The 21,568-nt window shown below is 63.7% G+C and carries 20 protein-coding genes; 13 read left to right on the forward strand and 7 right to left on the reverse strand.

Annotation, left to right across the window (positions count from 1 at the left end; translation table 11 throughout):
- Window positions 1-68 precede the first annotated feature (68 nt).
- Genes AC0KS4_RS10100 through AC0KS4_RS10110 form a run of 3 tightly spaced genes read right to left on the reverse strand, consistent with a single transcriptional unit; the run spans window position 69 to window position 3,903 of the window.
- On the reverse strand, window positions 69-1,094 hold the full coding sequence (locus AC0KS4_RS10100) for a TniB family NTP-binding protein (protein ID WP_007172501.1): 1,026 nt from the start codon (window positions 1,092-1,094) through the stop codon (window positions 69-71).
- Window positions 1,082-3,157, reverse strand: coding sequence for a Mu transposase C-terminal domain-containing protein (locus AC0KS4_RS10105; RefSeq protein WP_224860251.1), 2,076 nt, complete (start codon window positions 3,155-3,157; stop codon window positions 1,082-1,084). The genes AC0KS4_RS10100 and AC0KS4_RS10105 overlap by 13 nt, the downstream gene beginning before the upstream one ends.
- A 5-nt stretch (window positions 3,158-3,162) precedes the next feature.
- Window positions 3,163-3,903 carry a TnsA-like heteromeric transposase endonuclease subunit gene (locus AC0KS4_RS10110; RefSeq protein WP_099459185.1) on the reverse strand — a complete coding sequence of 247 codons (741 nt, stop codon included), beginning with the start codon at window positions 3,901-3,903 and terminating at the stop codon, window positions 3,163-3,165.
- Between the two features lie 694 nt (window positions 3,904-4,597).
- On the opposite strand from AC0KS4_RS10110, the gene AC0KS4_RS10115 reads away from it, so the two are divergent.
- From AC0KS4_RS10115 to AC0KS4_RS10140, 6 genes are all read left to right on the forward strand, one after another.
- Complete coding sequence (locus AC0KS4_RS10115) at window positions 4,598-5,725, forward strand: tyrosine-type recombinase/integrase (protein ID WP_238955753.1); 1,128 nt, start codon at window positions 4,598-4,600, stop codon at window positions 5,723-5,725.
- Window positions 5,685-6,794: a tyrosine-type recombinase/integrase gene (locus AC0KS4_RS10120; RefSeq protein WP_007172192.1), complete on the forward strand. Its 1,110-nt coding sequence runs from the start codon at window positions 5,685-5,687 to the stop codon at window positions 6,792-6,794. The genes AC0KS4_RS10115 and AC0KS4_RS10120 overlap by 41 nt, the downstream gene beginning before the upstream one ends.
- Window positions 6,791-9,046 carry a tyrosine-type recombinase/integrase gene (locus AC0KS4_RS10125; protein WP_007172193.1) on the forward strand — a complete coding sequence of 752 codons (2,256 nt, stop codon included), beginning with the start codon at window positions 6,791-6,793 and terminating at the stop codon, window positions 9,044-9,046. The genes AC0KS4_RS10120 and AC0KS4_RS10125 overlap by 4 nt, the downstream gene beginning before the upstream one ends.
- On the forward strand, window positions 9,036-9,476 hold the full coding sequence (locus tag AC0KS4_RS10130; protein WP_007172194.1) for a DUF6262 family protein: 441 nt from the start codon (window positions 9,036-9,038) through the stop codon (window positions 9,474-9,476). The genes AC0KS4_RS10125 and AC0KS4_RS10130 overlap by 11 nt, the downstream gene beginning before the upstream one ends.
- A 236-nt stretch (window positions 9,477-9,712) precedes the next feature.
- Entirely contained in the window at window positions 9,713-10,060 is a 348-nt protein-coding gene (locus AC0KS4_RS10135; protein WP_225330515.1) for a helix-turn-helix domain-containing protein, read from the forward strand.
- 76 nt (window positions 10,061-10,136) lie between these two features.
- A complete protein-coding gene (locus tag AC0KS4_RS10140; RefSeq protein ID WP_225330516.1) occupies window positions 10,137-11,546 on the forward strand; it encodes a hypothetical protein in 1,410 nt (469 codons plus the stop codon).
- Between the two features lie 61 nt (window positions 11,547-11,607).
- Here AC0KS4_RS10140 and AC0KS4_RS10145 read toward each other — a convergent pair whose 3' ends face one another.
- Window positions 11,608-12,204 carry a winged helix-turn-helix transcriptional regulator gene (locus tag AC0KS4_RS10145; protein WP_308011606.1) on the reverse strand — a complete coding sequence of 199 codons (597 nt, stop codon included), beginning with the start codon at window positions 12,202-12,204 and terminating at the stop codon, window positions 11,608-11,610.
- Between the two features lie 115 nt (window positions 12,205-12,319).
- Here AC0KS4_RS10145 and AC0KS4_RS10150 point away from each other — a divergent pair, with 115 nt between their 5' ends.
- From AC0KS4_RS10150 to AC0KS4_RS10160, 3 genes are all read left to right on the forward strand, one after another.
- Window positions 12,320-13,219 (forward strand): alpha/beta fold hydrolase, encoded by a 900-nt coding sequence (locus AC0KS4_RS10150; protein WP_225330518.1) that lies wholly within the window; start codon window positions 12,320-12,322, stop codon window positions 13,217-13,219.
- A gap of 14 nt (window positions 13,220-13,233) precedes the next feature.
- Entirely contained in the window at window positions 13,234-14,760 is a 1,527-nt protein-coding gene (locus AC0KS4_RS10155; protein ID WP_225330519.1) for an MFS transporter, read from the forward strand.
- 235 nt (window positions 14,761-14,995) lie between these two features.
- On the forward strand, window positions 14,996-15,460 hold the full coding sequence (locus tag AC0KS4_RS10160) for a hypothetical protein (RefSeq protein ID WP_225330520.1): 465 nt from the start codon (window positions 14,996-14,998) through the stop codon (window positions 15,458-15,460).
- A 245-nt stretch (window positions 15,461-15,705) separates the two neighbouring features.
- On the opposite strand, the gene AC0KS4_RS10165 is transcribed toward AC0KS4_RS10160, so the two are convergent.
- A complete protein-coding gene (locus AC0KS4_RS10165; protein WP_238955754.1) occupies window positions 15,706-16,626 on the reverse strand; it encodes an alpha/beta hydrolase in 921 nt (306 codons plus the stop codon).
- 456 nt (window positions 16,627-17,082) lie between these two features.
- Entirely contained in the window at window positions 17,083-17,454 is a 372-nt protein-coding gene (locus AC0KS4_RS10170; protein ID WP_425326347.1) for a DUF732 domain-containing protein, read from the reverse strand.
- 243 nt (window positions 17,455-17,697) lie between these two features.
- Between AC0KS4_RS10170 and AC0KS4_RS10175 the strand changes: the two genes are divergently transcribed.
- The 3 genes from AC0KS4_RS10175 (at window position 17,698) to AC0KS4_RS10185 (ending at window position 19,260) form a co-directional block, all read left to right on the forward strand.
- Complete coding sequence (locus AC0KS4_RS10175) at window positions 17,698-18,432, forward strand: maleylpyruvate isomerase N-terminal domain-containing protein (protein ID WP_238955755.1); 735 nt, start codon at window positions 17,698-17,700, stop codon at window positions 18,430-18,432.
- A gap of 65 nt (window positions 18,433-18,497) precedes the next feature.
- Window positions 18,498-18,722, forward strand: coding sequence for an SDR family NAD(P)-dependent oxidoreductase (locus AC0KS4_RS10180; protein ID WP_308193052.1), 225 nt, complete (start codon window positions 18,498-18,500; stop codon window positions 18,720-18,722).
- A 28-nt stretch (window positions 18,723-18,750) separates the two neighbouring features.
- A complete protein-coding gene (locus AC0KS4_RS10185; RefSeq protein ID WP_308193077.1) occupies window positions 18,751-19,260 on the forward strand; it encodes an SDR family oxidoreductase in 510 nt (169 codons plus the stop codon).
- A 353-nt stretch (window positions 19,261-19,613) separates the two neighbouring features.
- On the opposite strand, the gene AC0KS4_RS10190 is transcribed toward AC0KS4_RS10185, so the two are convergent.
- Window positions 19,614-20,357: an aminotransferase class V-fold PLP-dependent enzyme gene (locus tag AC0KS4_RS10190; RefSeq protein WP_238955756.1), complete on the reverse strand. Its 744-nt coding sequence runs from the start codon at window positions 20,355-20,357 to the stop codon at window positions 19,614-19,616.
- Window positions 20,358-20,777: 420 nt separating this feature from the next.
- Here AC0KS4_RS10190 and AC0KS4_RS10195 point away from each other — a divergent pair, with 420 nt between their 5' ends.
- Entirely contained in the window at window positions 20,778-21,296 is a 519-nt protein-coding gene (locus tag AC0KS4_RS10195; RefSeq protein ID WP_238955757.1) for a DinB family protein, read from the forward strand.
- Window positions 21,297-21,568: the final 272 nt, after the last annotated feature.

A 21,568-nucleotide genomic window follows, 5' to 3' on the forward strand; every position in this document is an offset into this window, starting at 1 on the left:
GAAACGGTGTGACGGTGCGCGGTAGTGGCGCGGCAGGCCCCTGCGGCCACGCCGGTGGGGTTGATACGTCAGCTGGCATGGCGTTGCGCCGATGTTTGGGCTGCGTAGTCGATGAGCACCGTGTCCATCAGATCCCTGGTGAGGTTCTCGGTTTCGTCGAGCATGCTGCGGATCGCAGCCGAGCGGATCAGGTGCGCCAGGCTGCCGATCATTCCGCCGGTGCGTCGATGCAGGTATTTGGCTTCGGCGACCAGCGTTCCCGCGGTGTGATGGTGCAACCGCAGGGTGCCTTCCATCGCGGCCACCAGCGACTTCCATTCCCCGGCGTACGGGAACGGGCTGGTGTTGATCACACCGCAGCGCCCGGCGAGCTGGCGTCCGCGGGTGCCGGTGAACACACCGGAGCGCTCGACGTCGATGCCGGCGTAGACGAACGTGGCGGGCAGGTGTTCGGTGAAGTACTTCAGGTGATCGGACAGTTCCTCGCCGGCCCGGGTATCGAGGTTGAGGTTGTGGATCTCGTCGACGATCACGATGTCGGTTCGGGCGTCGATGAGGACCTGGCAGACAGCGTCGGCGATATCGGTGACATTCATCCGCGGTTGCATCGGCGGAAGGCCCAGGAATCGCGCGAACTCCATCGCGAGTTTGCGCGCCGAGCCTTTCGGGGGCGCGGTCACGTATACGATCGGGATCCGGGACTTGTCGGCGAATCGTGTCCTGATACGCAGTTCGTGGAATCGGCCGAGTTGTTTGACCGCGGTGGTCTTGCCGGTCGCGGCCGCCCCGGAAATGATCAGCCCGCGCCGGGCGCCGATCTCGCGTTGGTTGAGCAGGGTCAGCAGCCGGCCTTCGTTGGTGATGCGCTGGATCGCCGACGTGGTGACCACGACCAGTTCACTGTGATGCGCTACCCGGGCTTCGTTGTAGTTGGTCCGTTCGGTCTCCGACAGGGTGCTCCACTGCTCATCGGGTAACAGGGTGAACTCGGGTGGATCGGCATCGACGAAACGGCGCCAACCCTCGAGCGTGGTGGTGGGTTGGCGCCGGTCCTCGAGTTGGCTCACCGGGGCAAAAGTGTTCACAGCCGCCACGATTCAGCCTCCTTGCGTGCATCGAACACCGGTAGTGGAATGACTTGGGCGATCTCGATGTCGTCGGCGTCCTCGTCACCGCCTGGCGGCGGCTCCTCATCGCAGGGTTCTGCGGTATCCGGCGGGCGGGGCCAGGCCGGTGTCGCGGTGGCTCGCGTTCGACCCGCCACCCTGCGATCCTTGGATTCCTGTCGGGTGGGGGCGGGGCCTTGCGCGGCCCGGTCGAGCAGGTCATCGGCCGCGCGGGCGATCTCGGCTTCGGTGGCCTGATCGCATCCGCGCTGGGCCAGCACGGACCGCGCATGCTGCCATACCAATTCGCCGAACGGTACCGGGTGGCTGCGCAAATGCGTCCAGGTCGCGGCCAGCCAGCCCTCGTCGTGATGGTTGCGCACCCAGATCCGCGACACGTCGTAGGGGTCGTAGTGCACCTCCCACTGGCCCTTCTTGGATTCCACCCCCGAGTGCTGGCGGCGGTAGGGGTTGAGTGCCTTAGCGTCGTAGCTGCGGTTGTTGACCCGGATCCCGTAGGAATTGATGCGCCGCCAGCACGACGGCAGTAACTCGATGTAGTCCTCGGCCGACAGCGGCACCGGAACATACCCGGCGACCTCGACCAAGGCGGCGTACTTTTCGTTGGGCGTCAACGCCTTGCCCGGGGTGACGGGGTCACGCAGGCCGTCGTGGGGCCGGTTTTGCCATACCGCGACGATCCACTCATCCAGCAGGGCTTGCAGCTCCACGATCGACCACACTGCGTCCTGTTCGGCGTTCTTGCCGCGCCGCTCGACGCTGGAGCCGACATACCCGGCGACATGCTGGGCGAACAAGGTGGCCACCGACTGCAGGGTCCGCTCGATCTTGGGTTTGTCGGTCGGCGTATCCGGGTGGGCGGGCTGCAGATTGATCCCCAACGTGCAACACGCCTGCCGGAAGGTTTGCGACAGATACGCCTTCCCGTGGTCGCACACTACGGTCTCCGGGGCGATCACCGGCCGGGCGGCCGCATCGGCCAACCGTTGATCCACGCCGGTCAAACAGCGATACGGCAGCACCGACCGCGACATCCGCAGCGCATCGGACCACTCCGGCCGCATCGGTTCTGGCGTCAACGCTCGGGCCAGCAGCAGCGCCGCGTCGACCGCTTTGGTCGTGGGCCGCAACACCGCGGCCGGAATCGAGCAGGTCGCGTCGTCAACCATGCCGGTCAGCTCGACCCGGTCCACCGTGCCGTCATCGAGGACCACCCGCACATCCAGGGGGGTCGAATCGATCTCGACCACCTCGCCGGGGCGCGCCACCGTCAGCGCACCGAACGGGCCGTCGGGCTGTTTGGACAACGAACGCCGGGTGCGCGCGGACCCGAACGTGTGCCGGCCCTCCGACAGCCTCTTCACCAGACGATAGAACGTCCGCTGAGACGGCATCGCCGGTGCGTCCTGGGCACCGTATTGAGCCACCAGCGATTTGGTCACCCGTCGCTGCAGGCGGCTCACCGTCCCGGTCGACACGTCGGTCTCGTCATCGATGGCCTGCCGCACTGCGGCCACCAGCCGCTCGTCGACGCGGCCGAACATCGCCCGCCGGGGAATGTGCCGGCGATCCACAACCCCCAGCAGGCCGTCTCGTTCGTAGGCATAGCGTTGCCGCTGCAACGTGTACAAGCTGATCTCGTGGCCAGCCGAGCGCAGCTCGGCGAGCTTGGCCAATTCGCGCTGCCGCAACGAACGCGACGCCGGATCGAACTCCGGCCGCGGCCGGCTACCCGCCTCGGAATCAACCCGTCGACCCGTCAACACCTCGATCAAGTGCCGTTCCCACCAGCGGGCCCGCTCGGCGGCAGCCTCGGGCACCCCGGCCAACGCTTCTTCGGAACACAAAGCCGGTCGCGATCCTGACACCAACTCCAACGCCGGGTCGCCCAGCAGCCGAGACAGCGGTACCACCGACTGCCCGCCGACCGCATCGGTCAGCCTGGCTGAACTGCCCGAAAGTGTGACAACCGTGAATACGCCGTCGGATAACCGGATTTCATCGCCCTCGCGGATGACACCCGACCGCATACCCGTCATCGTGACAACGCGGGCCCGACGATCGACTCCTCGGTCAAGACAGCCGCGGAAAGATCCACGCCCAGTCGCCGGTGCCACAACAGGTGAAACAGCACCGGCAACACCATGATCGCTTCACCGACCGGTCTCACCCCGGTCATCAGCGGCCGCGCCGAGTCGAACACCGCCTCCAACGCTGCGGCGACCGCCGGGCGGTACACCCGTGGATGCCGATACCCAGACAACCAGCGCAAATTCGCCGTCACGACCGGATCCGCAACGCCCGCTCGCCGATAGGCCCATCCCAGGGAACGGCACGCCTGCTCGGACCGGTCGAACAACTCAGCATCAGCATCCGATATTCGGTCATCGGCCCGCACGTCAAGAACCGTCGCCGTTCCGTCGGACAACCGCACGAAGTAATCAGGCACGTGGTGCCTGCCGTCACCCCAATGGAGCCGGAACGGCTGCGACGCAACACCAACCACCGCGGGATCGGCGTCCAGCGCGATCAAATGGTCACGCTCCGACCACGACTCGTACCCAACGTGCTCACGAGTCGTCGAAAACCACCACAGGCCTGGATAATTGCCCTGCCCGCGAAACGCTGGGAAACCACGCACGGGTGAGCAGTCCAACTCAAAGGCCACTGCGGCACACTCCGCCAGCGGCAAGCGCGAAGAACCCCCGGAGGAGTTGAATTCCACCTCAACGCCACCGTTGACCTGCGGCCATAGCGCCGCCGGCGCCACACTCACCTAAACAACGCTACCGGCGGTACCTCGGATAGATTGGCAAAGACACGCCGATACCGCAGATACGGTGGCAATACATCACATCGGATGTCAACGGACAGCGGTGGCCGCGCATTGGTGCGGGCCTCATGTGCAGCCGCCACAAAGCAATTCGTCACTGTGACGCAATGATGTCGGTAAAGGCCGGTCGGGCATGCGAGGCCGAGGATCACTCAATGGGCCTGCGCTGCGATGTCGTGGGATGCGTTCGTTTAGCGATCACAGAGCTAGTTCATCGCGGGACTGGCGCGCGTACACCGACGGCAGCTTTCTTACAGAGCGTTCCGCGGCTTTCGCAGTGGTCACGGGGTTGCGGGGGCTCGTTTTTCGCCCGACGCGACGCGCTAGCCGCTTCGCGCTGGTCAGCATCATGCCGATAAGCGACATTATGTCGGGTAAAGCTCGCCGTTTTCATCGGATGAATCATGCCTACCCTGACCGACCCCCCCCGTTGTCGCCGGGCTGCGAACGAATCAAAACGCCCGGATCACAGGGGGTTTCGGCATGTGGCGATGCGTGAGCCGCGAAGTGGTTGCTAGCCGACATTCCGACATGCTGCAGTGAACCTTTCTGATGCGGTGGATCTACCAGCACGGATGTGGTAATGATTCATCAGGTGATTCAATGATTCATTCGATGAGACAGGCTGGAGGGCGGATTGCCCGTCGATAAGAGCGGTCGTGTGTTCCTCGTCGGCTCGGTCCCTCTGCTGCATCCAGAGGCCCAAACCGTCGACGAGATGCTGCAGGGTTGGCGTAACCAGCAACTGTGTCGCAACCTGGCACACGACACGATCGACGCGCGGATCGCGACGGTTCGCCGGTTTATCGAGCACACCAACGAGTTCCCGTGGTCATGGACGCCGGCCATCGTCGAAGAGTTCTTCAGCGACCTGCGCGGCATCAAAGGGCGACGCCAGTCCACAGTGCGCGGTTATCAGAATGCGCTACGACTGTTCTGCTCCTATATCGCCGACCCAGACTACGGTTGGGACCGGGTTTGTGAGCAGCGGTTCGGCACCCATCCGGCACAGGTGTTCTTCGTCTGGAACACCGCCACCCACGTCCAAGACAACGAGCAGTCCCCCGAGAAGCGGCCGTTCACCAAACAGGAGCTACAAGACTTCTTGGACCACGCCGACGATCAAGTCACCCTGATCGCCAACTCGAAGAAGAAAGGGTGGCTGCCGGCCTACCGCGACGCCGTCATGTTCAAGATCAGCTACTCCTACGGTTTACGGTTCAACGAGCTGAGGCACCTGCAAACCATTGACTTCTCCCGCAATCCACACGCCCCGGAGTTCGGCCGCTACGGCGCGGTCAAAGTCCGCTACGGCAAAGCAAAGAAAGGATCCCCACCCAAGCGCCGCACCGTGCTGACTGTGTTTGATTGGACGCCGGAGGTGATCGCTGACTGGCTCACCCACGGTCAGCCCTACATCGACGACGGCATCGACCTCTTCCCCAGCGAGCGCGGGTTACTGGTCGCCGAGAGAACCCTGTTGCGCAGATTTAGACGCTACTGCCAGGACCTTGAACTATCCGATGGCCTCGATCTGCATTCGTTCCGACGCTCCTACATCACCCACCTCATCGAAGACGGTTGGGACGCCAAGTTTGTCCAAGTTCTCTCGAGCCCGCACAGGGGTGTCCACGACGTGCAACACGCACGTGGCGTTGGCGGCGATCTTCGTGGCGGAGGTGGTTATCTGCAGCGGTCCATCACGCAGATTCCACGGAGGTTTGATGCTTGTGCAACGGGTACTGATGCCCACTTCGTCGCTTGAATCCTGGACGGTCCTCGGCGACGGAGGCGGCTCGGTGGAGCCAATCGAGCGCTACCTGGCCTATCTGACCGACATCGAGCGGTCCCCGAACACGGTCAAGGCCTATGCGCACGACCTGAAGGACTGGTTCGTCTTCCTCGACGCTCGCAGCCTGAACTGGCGCGAGGTCCGATTGGAGGATCTCGGGGAGTTCGTGTCCTGGCTGCGGCTGCCGCCGGCTGGCCGGGCTGGCGCAGTGGTGCTGTTGCCCTCGGCTGAGCATCACTGCTCTGCGGGAACCGTCAACCGGAAGCTGGCGGCGATCAGCGGCCTCTACACGTTTCACGCCCGGCACGGAGTCGACCTCGGCGACTTGGTCACTGAACTGCACCCAGGTCGGCGCCGGCGCTCGGGATGGAAGCCGTTCCTCTACCACCTGAGCAGCGGCCAGCCGGAGCGGCGGCGCACGATCAAGCTCCGGACCCCGCGTCAGCATCCGACCATTCTGACCGCCGGTCAGGTGCAGGCGATCCTAGATGCCTGCATCCACCTGCGGGATCGCTTGTTGTGGGCGTTGTTGTGGGACACAGGGATTCGGATTGGTGAAGCGCTAGGTCTGCGTCACGAGGACGTGGCCGCTGCCGAGGGTGAGTTGACGGTCGCGCCGCGATCCAACGACAACAGGGCGCGCGCCAAGTCGGCGACACCGCGCACCATCCCGATCAGCCCGCAGCTCATCCGCCTCTACGCCGACTACCTGCACGACGAATACGGCGATCTGGACTCCGACTACGTGTTCGTCAACCTCTGGGGCGAACCGTTCGGGCACCCGTGGGGCTATCCCGCGGTCTACGACCTGGTGTTGCGGCTGCGCCGGAGCACCGGCATCGACTTCGATCCCCACTGGTATCGGCACACCTACGCCACGCGTTTGCTCCGCCAGAACACCCCGATCGAGGTCGTCAGCACGCTGCTGGGACACTCCTCGATCGCGACCACGATGGACATTTACGGGCATCTGTCCGTCGAGGACGCCCGCCGGGCTCTGGAGGCGGCCGGCTTCCTGACCGGGCAGGAGGTGCAGTGGTGACCGCGGCAGTCCCGCCGCTACCGTCGGCTGCGGCTCCGGGCTTGCTGCGCAAGCTGGTGGCCGCGGTTCGACCGGAGTTCCGGGTGGACATCCTCGTTCCCGAGCGTGGTGCGCTGGTGTTCGACACCGCGCCGTGCCGGGTGCCGGGCTGCGTGCGCCAACCGCGCACCCGCGGGCTCTGCAAAGGCCACTACGTCGGTTGGCAGCAAGAAGGCCGCCCGGACATCGACGTGTTCGCCACGACTGCAGCACCGGAAGGGCTCGGGCGCAAAGAGCTCACGGTCTGCGCCGTCCAGGGCTGCCGGTACGGAGGTGCTCGCCGGGGTTTATGCCCACGCCACCAAGGGTTTTGGGAACGGTCCGGCATCGCCGACCGAGACGTATGGCTGGCTGCCGTTGCTCCGGTGGATGATCCCGATCATCCCGTCTGCGCGTTGTCCTATTGCACGCTATGGACGCAGGGACGGTCGCCGTTCTGCGTCAATCATCGGTCCCGATGGGCAGCGGTGGGATGTCCCGACATCGACGAGTTCATCGTGCTCTGCGAGTCCTATGGCGACGACCGGTTCGACTTCCGACCGTTCGGTGATCGCCGACAGCTCAAATTGGAGATGCAGTACGCGCTGCAGTGCCGGCACGATGAACGCCAGGTCAAGACTCCCGCTGCCGTCGCGCGTCCTGTCATCGCACTCACGGCCGCCAGTGGGGTGGCCTCGCTGCTGGACTGGCCGATGGCACGTTGGATCGAGTTCTTCGACGCCAACCACGCTGCGCAACACGGCCAGAACGGACAGCTGGCGTTTCTGCGTTACGCCTATCGCTGTCTGGAGGACCTGCACTGCGGCAGCGGGTGGGAGGCCGAGTTCCCGCGCGACGTGTGGGAGCTGCACCGGCTCGGCGTCGAGGGCCGCAAGCGGCTGCGCTTCGACGGCATTGCGCAACCGTGGCTGCGGGATCTGGCCAAGCGGTTCGCCCGCTGGCGGTTAAGCATCGGACGCAGCCCCAACCAGACCTACATCGACGTCCAGGCGGTGACGCGTTTGGCCGGCTTCTTGGCGTCCCCGCCGGTCGACATCACCAGCCTGGCCGGCATCAACCGCGCGGTATTGGAGCGCTACCTGGCCGACCTGTCCACCGACCCCCGGGCACTGCACTCCCGCAGCCGCGACATCAGCTCGCTCGGTGCGTTCCTCGACGCGATCCGCCGCCACGAGTGGGACCACGACCTGCCCGCGAGTGCCGCGTTCTATCCCGACGACTTCCCCAAACCCGCGAAACGCCTGCCCCGCGGGCTGGCCGAGCACATCATGGCCCAGGTCGAACAGCCCGCGAACCTCGACGGATGGAACAACCCCGAGAGTCGGCTGCTCACGATCATCCTGATGCGCTGCGGACTGCGCGTCGGTGACGCCACCAAGATCGCCTTCGACTGCGTCATCCGTGGCGGCGACGGAGCTCCCTATCTGCGCTACACCAACGGCAAGATGAAACGCGAAGCTCTCGTCCCGATCGACGAGGAAGTCGAGCAGGCCATCGCCGAGCAACAACAGCGGATCCTGCGCCGCTGGACCAACGGCAGCCCCTGGCTGTTCGCCGCTCCGAAGATGAACCCAGACGGCCGCCGGCCGCTGACTACGCCCTCCTACCGCGGCCAGCTACGGGACTGGCTGGCGCGCTGCGAGATCCGCGACGAGCACGGCCGTCCAGTGCATCTGACTCCGCACCAATGGCGGCACACCTTTGGAACACGGTTGATCAACCGGGACGTGCCGCAAGAAGTCGTACGGGTGTTACTCGATCACTCCAGCGGTGAGATGACAGCTCACTACGCCCGCCTTCACGACACCACCGTCCGCCGGCACTGGGAGTCCGCCCGCAAGGTCGATGCCAGGGGCCAAACCGTTGCGATCGACCCCGACGGCCCACTGGCCGAAGCGAACTGGGCCAAGCAACGGCTCGGGCGCGTGACCCAAGCATTGCCCAACGGCTTCTGCGGGCTGCCAGTTCAAAAGACCTGCCCGCATGCCAATGCTTGTCTGACATGTCCGATGTTCGTGACTACGCCCGAGTTCCTGCCGCAACACCACGAACACCGTCAGCAAGTCCTGCAGATCATCTCCGCTGCCGAGGCGCGCGGTCAGTTACGCCTCGTCGAGATGAACCAACAAGTCCTGGGAAACCTCGACACCATCATCACCACACTCGAAACCGACTCCGGTTCAGAGGAATTGGATTCTGCTGATGCGGGCTGACAACACCCGGCACCTCATCGTCGCCGCCCGACAACGCCACGAACTCACCCGAGCCAAGGCGATCCAGGCATTGAGGACCCTCGACGCCGAAGGGCGCCCGGTCACCTTCGAGGCCGTGGCTCAAGCAGCGGCGGTGTCTCGGTCCTGGCTCTACGCGCAATCCGACGTCCGAGCTGAGATCGAACGGCTTCGCGCTGCCCACCGTCGAGCACCCGCGACACCGGTCCCCGCGCGGCAACGAACCTCGGACGCCTCACTGCTACGCAGGCTCGAAGCCGCCAACCAGCGCAACCGGAAATTGGCCGAGGAGAACCGCACGCTCCGAGACCAACTCGCCCGAGCACTCGGCCAGCAGCGCACCGCATCCGAAACCACGTCAACCCGCACCCCCCGGAAACGTCTCAGCTCGATAACGATCGGTCCCTGCTGAAAGGCCTCCCCCATGACCCCACCTCAAACGTCGACGACAACGTCCACAACGAAACACCGCAGGTCAAAGCCCCGAATAGGCCAGCGGCTCAAGATAATGCAAGACCAGGCCGGCCACGACTACGCCAGTACCACATCGCTTTACACCGGCGTCTCCAGTGATTTTCGAACCCGCACGGTACGCCGGGTCCTCGACAGGACCATCAAAGATGCGCTCTCGCTCGGAGAGGAAACATCATGAGACGCGAAGTCGACTACAGTTGGCGCCTTGCTGAGTTGATGGCGGCCCACGGCATGCACAACAGCACCGACCTCATCCCCCGGCTCGCTGAGCGCGGAATACACCTCTCCCGCCCACAGGTCTACCGTGTCGTTCATCAACGCCCCGAACGTATTTCCCTGCAGCTGATGGCAGCACTGTGTGACATCCTGGACTGTGGCGTGAACGATCTCGTGACGGTGACCGCCACCGACGTCCGCAAAAAGAAGACCGCCTCCGGCACGACTCCGCCGCCCAACGTCGTCGAACTCAACAAATCAGTGCGGCCACGGCGAGCGCGGATCATCACCGATGGCACCGATTAATCCCACGCCCCGCTCCACCACACGTGGACGACCGCGAGTCACCGGCGGTGCTTTCCAATGCAGCCGCTGCCATCGCATGGTGAACACGCTGCGGGCCTACTGGCCGGGCGATCAGCTTTGCCATAGCTGCTTTTACGCTGCGATGCGCACTCACGGCATCTGCCCCAACTGCGGACATGACGGCGTCCTGCCTGGCCGACTAAACCGCAGCGACCCGCGCCCAATTTGCTTGACCTGCGCCGGAATCGCCGGCAACTTCACCTGCAAAACCTGCAGACAAGAAGGGGAAATCTACCGCCGCGGCAAATGTGCCCGATGCGCCCTGCGCGACGACCTCTGCAAGATTCTTCTGCACCAACCCGCCGTCGACCCCGCGGCTATGCAGACACTCATCGAAGTGCTCTGTGGCGTGGACCGACCCGAAAGCATACTGACCTGGAAACGCAACGTTCAAGTGCTCGAGCTTCTCGGCGGAATAGCCTCAGGCGCAATACCACTCACCCACGACGGCCTAACCGCAGCGGGATCCGGGCGCCACGTCGATCATCTGCGCAGCATTCTGCAACACCACGGACTGCTCCCCGAACGCGACGAACACCTGGCACGCTTCGAAGTCTGGCTCGCGGCCAAACTCGACGCCATCGACTCACCAACGGTCCGCGCGCCCGTCGAACAGTTCGCGACCTGGCACCACCTCAGACGCCTGCGCAGCGAGTCCAAACCCGGCCAGGCCACTGACGGCCCCAAACGGTCGGCGAAACAAGAGATCACCGAGACCATCAAGTTCCTCACCTGGCTTGAGAGCACCCACGGCCGGGGCATCGATCACTGCACCCAGCAGGACGTCGACGAATATCTCGGATCAGGGCCGACCACCCGCCATTCGATCCGCACCTTCTTCATCTGGGCCAAGAAGAGCAAGATCAATGTCGCGGTACAGATCGGCTTCCGACAGGCCAACAGCACGCCGACGATCACCCAGGAACAACGGCTCGCCTGGCTCAAGGAACTGCTCACCGGCGATTCCGAAAGCCTTCCCTACCGCGTCGCCGGCGTCCTGCTGCTGCTCTACGCCCAGCCTCTGACCAAAATCGCCGCCCTGCAGAGCACCGCGATCACCCACACCGACGGCGAGACCCGAATCGCGCTCGGCAAGGATCCGATCCCCGTTCCCGAGCCGTTCGCATCCCAACTCAACTATCACCGCTACAACCGGCCGAACCTGCGTACCGCAGGCGGAGCGCTCGGTACCCCATGGCTATTTCCCAGCATCCGACCAGGACGGCACATCGACCCGCAAGCCATCATGAAACGGCTACGAACGCTCGGCGTCAACCTGCTCGGTTCACGCAACACCGCCCTACAAGAACTCGTCTCTGAAATCCCCGCTCCCCTGGTCGCCGAAATGGTCGGCTACAGCGACCAAGTCACGCAGAAGCACGCCGCGGAGGTCGGCAGCACATGGGCGAAATACGTTCGGCGATAAGCGAATTGGCTAATCATCGGTGGTGCAACTGGCGACAAGCAGACCCTCGGGCGCTTAGCGTTTAGGGGTTCACGGGTGCGGCGAAAATGGCGCGCACGGCATCTTCGTCGCCTTGGATGTCAACGAGCCCGAGGACGTCGTTGAGTGCGAGCACGCCTGCCGCCAGCCCGAGAATTATTGGCGCGTCAGCGCTCAGAACGGCGTCGAGCTCTCGATCATCCTGCGGGGTAACTTCGATGCCTGAAGGTGTCGCCCGCACCTGGACAACTCGACGGTCGGTATCGCCGTTCACGGTGATGCCGACCGTCGATGACCGATCTGCAACCGCTCTGCCCTTGAGCAGGGCGGGCAACGCGACCAGGAGCCCGTCAGGGTGGAAGGTATCGCCTTCGGGCCCTCGGATCATGAGCGGCGTGGACCAGCGGATGAGGCCGTCGATCGGCTCGCGTAGTTGGGCACCCCAGGTCGTGAGGGCGTACGTGATAGCCCTGCCGTGTTCGGCCAGCCGCCGTTCGATCACGCCGACCGCTTCCAAATCGCGGAGCCGATCGGCGAGCAGATTGGTGGCGACGCCGGGAAGACCATCAAGTAGCGCCTGGTAGCGGGCCGGAGCAATGAGGAGTTGGCGGACGATGAGCAGATTCCACCGGTCGCCCACAACATCGAGCGCTCGGGCCAGTCCGCAGTACTGGCCGTAGCTTCGACTCACGCTAGCTCCTTGAGCTTTTCAAGTTAACGTGATTATATCAAGTACATACGGGAAGGGGCTAGTCGTGACCGTCGCTGAGCGACCCGCCTGGGTCGATGACGAGTTGTTCCCCTTTGAGAGCCGCTTCGCCGACATCGACGGGCACACCATCCACTACGTCGATGAAGGCTCAGGTCCCACGCTGCTGTTTCTGCACGGCAACCCGACCTGGTCGTTCGACTACAGCAAGGTCATCCAATCCCTGCGGAAGGAATTTCGTTGCATCGCAGTGGACTACCCCGGATTCGGGCTGTCGGCGGCAGCGCCGGGATACCGCTATCTGCCCGCCGAACACGCCCAGGTGATCGGGGCGTTCGTCGAAGCACTTGCGCTGAGCGGGGTCACACTGGTGGCTCACGACTGGGGCGGCCCGATTGGGTTGGCCACGGTGCAACATCGTCCCGAAACCTTCGACCGGCTGGTGCTGACCAACACATGGGCATGGCCGGTCGGCGCCCCGCTCGTGCGGATCATGTCCCATGTGATGGGCAGCCCGATCGGGCGCCTGCTGATCCGCCAGCTCAACCTCTTCGTCAACGTCATGATCCCCGTCGGGCACCGCTTGACTAAGCCCACCGACGAGCAAATGGCCCACTACCAAAAAGCCCTCGACAGTCCCGGGCGGCGGGAGGCCTCGGCTGTGTTTCCCCGCCAAATCACCGCCAGCCGCGCCTTTCTCGCCGACGTTGAAGCGGGCTTGAGCGGCATCATGGCACTCCCGACGCTCATCATCTGGGGAGACTCCGACTTCGCTTTCGGAAACAGCGAACTGCGGCGGTGGGAACAGACCTTTACCGATCACCAGACCGTCATCGTCAAAGGTGCTGGCCACTTCGTCCCATCCGACGCCGCCGGGCAATTCGCGGCAGCGATCCGCCGCTGGCACACACAGCCCCCTGCCGGCGAACCCCCCGGGACAAACTAATGGAGGCGGCTGTCATGCATCGCAAGGCGGGAATCCTGGTCGCGGTGTATGTGGCGGTGCTCGCGATCAACCTCGATGTCACGATCGTCAACGTTGCGCTGCCCCGCATCGCGACCGAACTCGGTGCTGATACGCGCGGACTGCAGTGGGTGGTCGACGGCTACAACCTAGCGTTCGCCTCGCTGGTGCTGGCCGCGGGAAGTCTCTCGGATCGCTACGGACGTCGGCCGGCCCTGCTGATCGGATTGCTCGGATTCGCGGTCACCAGCGCGGTGGGTGCCCTAGTCGATAGCTCCGGCGCACTGGTCGCCGCGCGCTTCGGCATGGGAGCGTTCGCCGCATTGATTTTCCCCACGACGCTGTCGATTATCACCAACACCTACCCCGACCGCCGCCAGCGCGCGGCCGCACTCGGCGGGTGGGGCGCGGTCGTCGGGGTCGGCGTCGCAGCAGGGCCGGTCACGGGCGGACTACTCCTCAACCACTTTTACTGGGGGAGCGTGTTTTGGGCACTGGTGCCGCTCGCCCTTGTTGCCGCAGTACTCGGGTTCATTCTGGTGCCCGAGTCGCGCGACCTTTCGGTGCCCCGGCTGGACATCCGCGGCCTAACAACGTCGGTAGCCGTCCTCGGAGTGCTGGTCTACACAGTGATCGAGGCCCCCGAACGCGGCTGGCGCAGCAGCGCGACTCTGATCGGGTTCGCCATCGCCCTCGGTCTGGCATTCACATTTGTGGCGCTGGAGCGCGCCGCCGAACACCCCATGCTCGACGTCCGGCTATTCACGGATCGACGATTCAGCGCCGCCAGCGGAGCAGTTACCGTCACCTTCTTCGCGCTGGCCGGATTCATCTTCCTCATCACTCAGTACTTCCAGGTGATCCGCGAGTTCAGCCCGCTCTCAACCGGGGCCCGAATCCTCCCGGTCGCGCTGTCGATTGCGGTCGGCTCGCTGGTCGGCGGGCAGCTCACTACCCGCGTGGGCACCCGCGCAGTTGTGGTCACCGGGCTCATCTCGTTCGGCACGGCGATGGCGTGGATCGCCGGCAGCGTCGAAACTGACGCGCCGTACTGGACGTTGATCGTCCCACAGATGCTGCTCATGGGCCTTGGGATGGGGCTAATCGCCACTCCGGCAACCGAATCCATCATGCTCGTACTTCCGCCCTCTCGGGCGGGTGTCGGCTCGGCGGTCAACGATGCCACCCGCGAGTTGGGCTCGACGATGGGTGTCGCCGTCGTCGGCTCGGTGTTCTCGTCGATTTTCGGTGCCCGCCTCGTCGACACCGCCTTCGCGGCAACCGGGAAGGCCGCCGAGGCCGCCAATTCGGTCCCGGTCGCGTTCAATATCGCGGCGCGCAATCCGGGCCTGCTCGCGGCCGCGCAGGACTCATTCCTGTCCGGCCTCGCAGTAGCCTGCGCCGTGGTGGCTGGTCTTTGCTACGTAGCGGCGGTCGCGGGCATGGTCGCGCTGCCTGGCCGACGGTTCCAGCCCCGATTCTCGACCTCGCCGGAACAGTTGGAATCGCTGGGCATGGCCTAAGCACGATCGGCGCGTGTGAGTCGTCATCGAGCAAGTCATTCCTCCTGCCGGCGATCCGGTCCAGACGCCGACAAACTAGTAATTAAGGTCAGTCACCGGATAGAACGCGTTGAACAGTTGCGGCGTGGCACCACCGGTTCCGGCTACTAATGAGCCAAGATGATCGTGGCGGTGTAGCGCCAGGTTCAATCGTGCGCTGACACCGGGCGATATGAACGCGATGAGAGTTAGCCAGATGCCAAAACGCAGCCCCTGGGAGCGGTACCGCCAGCAACAGCGGGCGGCTGACGCCAAGATTCTCGACATCATGCTGTCCTCGAAGCACATGTGCCTGTGCGGCCATCCGCAGGGCTTCCACTGGGCTGATGACAGCGGCGAGAACGTTGGCGAGTGCGCTCCTGCGGATTGTGCCTGCAAGGGGTTCGATGAAGACGTGTTCGCTGAAGCGCGGCGACGCGCCGAGCTAGCGACGGGTATTGGCGCGGATACGCGTGACGAAGCCGGCGTCGACGACGCCTTGGCACGGGCCATGCGCGCCGAGGAGCAGCGCCAGGTCAGTGCCGAGGAATTGTGGGGCCGCGTGCTGCATGCCGACCGCTCCCGCCCAACCAGCAAGCCCCGGCCCTCCACGCTGCAGAACCCGGCGGCACTCGACGCACTACGCGAGCTAGGCGGTAGCCCGGAGGATCTAGCGGGCTAAGGCCATTGCGATCTCACCCGACAGCAAAGATTGCGGCAACGGAACCTTGCCGCGACAACCGAGCCGACTCAGCCATACCGGGCCTGGCAATTAGCGCCTCTCCTCTGCAAATATCTCGACCGTCTCGACAGTCCGTATCGAACGGTATACGGCAGAATCGAATACGGCGGGTTACCAGTAAACTGCGCCAGATGATGTGCGGCCCAATCGCGTTCGCATAGGCCCCCACCACCATCGGGGATCACTCAGTGCGTGGCGGAGGCGAATCGGTCGAGTAGCCACGAATTGATGTCATCGAGCGCCGATTGGGCCATGGCTGTCGGATGTCCAGTAAACCCGTGGGGCGACTCAGGATAGATCCGTATGTCGGCGTCGTTGCCGGCCGCGCAGAGCCGACTGGCCATCGCGAGGTTGTCTTCCAACAGCACGTCCTTCGCTCCGACGACCATCAGGATCGGCGGCAGTCCGTGCAGGTCACCAAAAACCGGCGAGATATCCGAAACCGTGCGGTCCGCCGCGTGGCCGACGTAGGCCTCAAGGAAGTATTCATCCGCGATATGGCGTCCGGCTGGCGTCTGAGCGCTTAGGTCGAAGGTCCCGAATTGCAGCGCAACGCCATCAATTTTGTCCACGTCACCGCTGTCCCGAAGTCGCAGCAGGGTGGTCATGGCCAGTGTCGCACCAGCTGATCGCCCCCCGATTACCAGTCGCGATGACCCGAAGCGGGCCTGGGCTTCTGCGATGAGCCAGCGCGCAACGGCTTCACAGTCATTGGGTGCCGCTGGCCACGGGTGTTCGGGCGCCAGCCGGTAATCGACGCTGACCACAACAATGTTCAGGACGGCCGCAAGCTCGTGATTGCGCACGTCATCTCGTGCGGCGCAGTCCATGTAGAACCCGCCGCCGTGGATGTCCATATAGACGCCTCGCGGTGCAACATTGGCGGGTGTGAAGATCCGGACGGGAACTTGAACTTGAGAAGCCTGCACGATGTCCACACTTGCCGGTGGATCCGACGGAGCCGCGACAGCTCTTGCGGATCTGACTTTTATCAACTCCTCGACAGTGCGCGGGCCGCGTCCGGTTTGCCTTACGGCGTAGAAGCGCCGGGCATCATCGATTATCTCTGCAGACACGTCGACCAGCAGATCCTCGGCACTGACCACAGACCCTCCATTCGGCCCATCCGATACTTCCAGGCAGCGTCAGCAAACTATGGACGAAGGCCCTCTCCACAAGATGCACTCAACACCTTAGTTAGATCGTGGCTAGGGTTTCGGCCTCTCCCCGGCCGGTGCAGGCCAAGTTGACCCTCGCGCACGGGAGGAATACGACGGAATCGAATATGGCGGGTTACCAGTAAACTACTCCGTGCTATCAAACATGTTTCATAGCAACATATTTCAGTGCCGGTCGGCTACCGATAAATCGACCACGTTGCGCCGTTCCACTCCCCCAACGGTTTTCGCGGCGAGGTCAGAGACTGCCCATCTATAGTTGCGATTCATCAGATGAATCACACTGCGCTGCAAAGTATGTAGCCTTATTGCGTTCCAGCCCAGCACTGTGCGTCTCGATCAAACCGTATGTCCGTTTGCGCCGCTTTTCCCACCGATTCTCAGCTACCCCGGAGCGTAGGGGCCGAGAGGAGCATTAGGGGCTGGACCCGGCCCGTAAGGCCCGGGGCCACGAGTGCCAGTACACAGGTCCTGGTGCGCGAAATGCACCACGGTCCCTGCTTCAGCATCAGTTGCGTGGTAGCCGCCGTGCCAAAGGTGGTCAACTAGCCAAGCGCGCGCAGCATCTGATGTCACACCATCACTCAGACGGGCACAGACATCGTTTCCAATAGCGCTCAGACCCGAGTCTGGTATCTGCGGGTACGGCCTACCCGATGAGTGGAGGTCAGCTAAATATTGATCGGCGTCGGCGTGGGCTGGTGGTGCCATGGCGATGGCCGTAGCGGCAGCAGCAACGGTCAGTGCCATTCTCATGCCCCGAAGCGTACTGCGCCGAGCCAGAAACTTGCGCCGTATTGTGCCCGTTTGGGCCCCGACAGCGGTTGCTGCGCAGCGCGCGAATCCACTCCCCCGCCGGACTCGTCAAACCCCGAACCAACTCGCCCTTACCGTTACCATATAGTTCTCTTATTTTTCTTAATGTTGGTGTAGCGTCTTCCAGAGTCGGAGTTCTGACGTTGGCGAGGGGAAGAACTTTTGAGCGTGCCGTGCGGGCAAGTGCCCGAGCTAGTGCCGATCCGTGTCGCGGTGGCGGCATACCGTCTCATCTGCGACCGTGTGGATGCGCTGCTCCGCGGCCGTACTGGCATTGCAGAGCTGGTGGTTCCTGCATGCCCCGGGTGGACCATCCGGCAGGTGGTTGCACACCTGACTGGTGTTGCCCAGGACATCATTTCGCTGAACTTGGAGAAAAAGGGCACCGGACCTTGGGCTGACGCGCAAGTCGCGCGACTGGACGGATACGGTGTCGAGGACCTACTCGACCTGTGGGGGCAGTCGCTCGACGCGGTGTCGGCGAACCTCGATCTGGCATCTGATGCAGGGGTTTGCCAGCTCGTTTTCGACACTTTTACCCATGAGCACGATATCCGCGGTGCGTTACGTGAACCGGGTTTCCGCACGGGCGACCCGGCGTTCGAGACGGCCCTGAGCTTCGTGACGACGATGGGCGACCAGTTCATTCGATACGCTGAGCTGCCGGCGCTCTGCTTGTGCACTCCCGCAATTGGATCCGTACAACTCGGTGATCCGCACGCGGCGCGTGGTCGCGTCGCTCTGAGCATCTCGGATTTCGAGGCCCTGCATGCCTTCGGCGGGCGACGCAGCGTCGCGCAGCTGCTTGCGCTCCCTTGGGACGGCAACCCGGCAGAGCTGATGCCCGCCTTCACAAACCTGCTTCCCGCCTTCACCCACGACGGCATACGTCCCCCCGCTGACGACCTGGTCGAATGACCGACCATCTGTGAGGTCCGCCCCCAGGCGGACGCTAACCAGGTAGGAGTTACACGTTGACGTACATGCCGATTGTGTTGATCACTGGTGGATCGCGCGGCGTGGGCGCCGCGACGGCACGCCACTTAGCCACCGCAAGAGCCCACGTGATCATCACCTACCGCGAAAAGAAGCGCCGTGCAACCAATCTCGTCGAAAGCATCACCGCGGCCGGAGGCTCTGCATCGTCTTTACGTCTAGATATCTGCGATCCGGACGCGTGCGCTGAGGTCATCCGGTGCCGTTCGTGACGACTTCGGTCGCCTGGACACGCTGATCCTGAACGCCTCGGGCGGGCTCGAGCGGGACGCCGACCCCGGTTATGCGATGCGCATCAATTGTCACGCCCCGGTACAACTGCTCACCCGGGCCTTGCCGCTCATTCCCGTCGGCGGCCGCGTCGTCTTCGTCACCAGCCATCAAGCGCACTTCCACGGCCTCAAACCGGTACCCGCCGAGTACATCCCGATCGCGGAAAGTAAGCGAGCCGGCGAGGACGCTCTTCGTGCCATGCGCCCAGACCTCGCACAGCGAGGAGTTTCGCTGAGTGTTGTCTCCGGCGACATGATTGAAGGAACGATCATTGTTCGACTGCTTGAGCGGCGAGACCCGGGTGCCGTCGACGGGCGCCGCGCATTCGGCCCACTTCCTACCCTGGACGAGTTCGCGTCCGCGATCGCCACAGAGGCCCTCAGCGCAGCACCCACCCAAGACACGGTGTACGTCGGAGGAGCGGATTACCTTCAGCCGCCGCTACCCGCCAGGGTCGGGAATCGAACCCCCAGATGAACCCACCGATTGGTCCTGGGGTCTAGGCCTGCTGCAAGCGAGGAATATGCACAGATCGAATACGGAGGGTTACCAGCAACTACGTCGTTTTCATCAGATGTATTACGCCGCAACGCAATTGCTTTCCCCGTGCGTGGCACCGAGAGTGAGTCCGTGCGTAACATGATGCCGTATAGCAATTTTCATTGCCGCCCTGCGACCGCGGCGCTGCCGCAAGATGATTCATTGGATGACTCATAGATGAGACTCGTCGACAGTCGCGCCTGGTGGCGTTTTTGCCTAGCGCCCGGCACCTCTCCCCCGTCGGGGGACTGACGTCGCACAAATGTCCAGGACGACCTCCGTTGCCCCGGCTATCTAAGCGCTGTTAGAACTAGGTCGACGTCGTCCATGGTGTTGTACAAATGGAATGACAAGCGTGTCTGGCCAGCCCGTGTGCTTACAGTGGCGCCAGCGTGCACGACTCGCTCTGCGGAATCGGCGGCTAGATCGAGCGAGATGATCGCCGATCCGCGCGACTCCGCTCCTAGGCCGACTAGAGTTGCGTCCGCGAGTTCGACGCAATGCTTACGTACCTTGGTGACGTCCAAACCTGCCACCCATGGCAGCGACACTGCGGCACCGCGTTGCGCGAACCAAACTGGGGACGAGTCGAGGCGGCGGGCTTCGTTGGACAGGCGCAGCGGCAATCCGTAGAGGCTGGCCCACATATCTTGCGCACCAGACCAATTCGCAACTTGTGGGGCGACGTCACTGAGCACGTCGGGGCGGATCGCCATCCACGCGGCGCCGCGCGGCGTCAGCAGCCACTTATAACCCGCGCCAACAACAAAGTGCGCCCAATGTAGCTGCAGCGGTAACCAGCCGGCGGCCTGAGTAACGTCGAGCAGCACCAGGGCACCCGTCTCCCCTGCCGCGACCTGCAACGCGTCGAGATCCATCACCGTGCCATCGGCGGATTGCACAACACTGATTGCCACCAAATCGTGTTCACACACCCGCGGTATCAGATCGGAATATCCGCTCTCGGTAACGGTCACACCGCGATGGTGTTGGGCCGCAAACGGAAACGTGACGCTGGTGAACTCATTGCGCACCGTCAAGATTTTGGTGCGGTCGGGTACGCTGGCGGCTACGAGCCACAAGCTGAGACACACTGGTCCCAGTCGCCACGTCAGAGGGGCACGCGCCAACGAGCCGGGCCCATGCGTTGCGCGCTACCGTGATGTCGTCGTCGAAGTCCCCCACCCGCATAGAGCCTTGGCGCCATGTGCGGACCGTGTCGACCAACGCTTCGGCGGCGCGAGCGAACGGTACACCGATTGCCGCGGTGTCCAGGTAACCCCGCGGAACGTCGAAACTCTCGCCGAACGCCTCACGCACACGCGAAACCCTATCCATTCAGGCCCGGCGCGGCGAATTCTTTAACGCCGAGTGCAGCAGGCCGCCCGCATCTGTCCACACCCAGCTCCGGTCTGTTCATGCCGGTACCCCCCACCGAAGGGAAAGAGTGATTAATGACCGCTGCATTGACTCCGGGCCGACCGTTCACAGGGTCAGAACGCCAACTGTTGGAGGACACTTTGCAACTCCAGCGTTCGGAGCTGCTGGCCGCCGTCGGCGGCTTGTCCGACGCTCAGGCCCGTCTACGCCGGGTGCCTTCGCTGACAACACCGATCTCCTTGGTGAAGCATTGCGCTGCAGCAGAGCGGATTTGGTTTCAACGCACACTGGCCGGGTGGGCCCTTGAGGAATGCACTGGCCAAGCTGTCGGTGGTGACGCCAGCTTCCTCGTCGCCGATCACGAAACCCTGGACGACGTTGTGATCGAATACCGGGCGGCGTGCGCGACATCTGATGCTATCGCCGCCCACCACACCCTCGATTACGCCGCCCAGCACAGCCTCGTTGGTGCAGTGAGCCTGCGCTTCATCTACCTCGGGCTCATAGCCGAGATCGCCCGCCACGCCGGCCACGCAGACATCCTCGTCGAGCAGATCCTCCACGAAGCCCAGCCCGGCGCTCGTCCTGTCTAACCCGCTTTGGAGCGGTGCCACCGCCAGGTTATCGATGGGTGGCGCAGCAGCGCCGGCAGCACGGCGAGAGGGTCGAAGTAGGTGATACGTTCGATTCCTTTGCCGTCACCCAACCGGAGCCGGTTGATGTTGGGCCACTTGAGCCTGTCGTGTCCGATGGTGGCGCGCAGCCGGAACTCGATGAAGACAATGTCGTCATCGCCTCTCCAGTGATCGACGTCGGCAGTCAGGCCGGGAAGGCCGCAAAAGAATGGTGGAACTGGGCCTCCGCC

The organism is Mycobacterium sp. NTMscope_MAC_12, from assembly GCF_976985675.1.

What these genes read in the sequence shown, in the direction of transcription:
- AC0KS4_RS10120 (WP_007172192.1), top strand. Translation starts at nt 5,685, where the DNA reads ATGCTTGTGCAACGGGTACTGATGCCCACTTCGTCGCTTGAATCCTGG.
- AC0KS4_RS10135 (WP_225330515.1), top strand. Translation starts at nt 9,713, where the DNA reads ATGAGACGCGAAGTCGACTACAGTTGGCGCCTTGCTGAGTTGATGGCG.
- AC0KS4_RS10140 (WP_225330516.1), top strand. Translation starts at nt 10,137, where the DNA reads ATGGTGAACACGCTGCGGGCCTACTGGCCGGGCGATCAGCTTTGCCAT.
- AC0KS4_RS10130 (WP_007172194.1), top strand. Translation starts at nt 9,036, where the DNA reads ATGCGGGCTGACAACACCCGGCACCTCATCGTCGCCGCCCGACAACGC.
- AC0KS4_RS10195 (WP_238955757.1), top strand. Translation starts at nt 20,778, where the DNA reads ATGACCGCTGCATTGACTCCGGGCCGACCGTTCACAGGGTCAGAACGC.
- AC0KS4_RS10170 (WP_425326347.1), bottom strand. Translation starts at nt 17,454, where the DNA reads ATGAGAATGGCACTGACCGTTGCTGCTGCCGCTACGGCCATCGCCATG.
- AC0KS4_RS10160 (WP_225330520.1), top strand. Translation starts at nt 14,996, where the DNA reads ATGCCAAAACGCAGCCCCTGGGAGCGGTACCGCCAGCAACAGCGGGCG.
- AC0KS4_RS10105 (WP_224860251.1), bottom strand. Translation starts at nt 3,157, where the DNA reads ATGCGGTCGGGTGTCATCCGCGAGGGCGATGAAATCCGGTTATCCGAC.
- AC0KS4_RS10180 (WP_308193052.1), top strand. Translation starts at nt 18,498, where the DNA reads ATGCCGATTGTGTTGATCACTGGTGGATCGCGCGGCGTGGGCGCCGCG.
- AC0KS4_RS10155 (WP_225330519.1), top strand. Translation starts at nt 13,234, where the DNA reads ATGCATCGCAAGGCGGGAATCCTGGTCGCGGTGTATGTGGCGGTGCTC.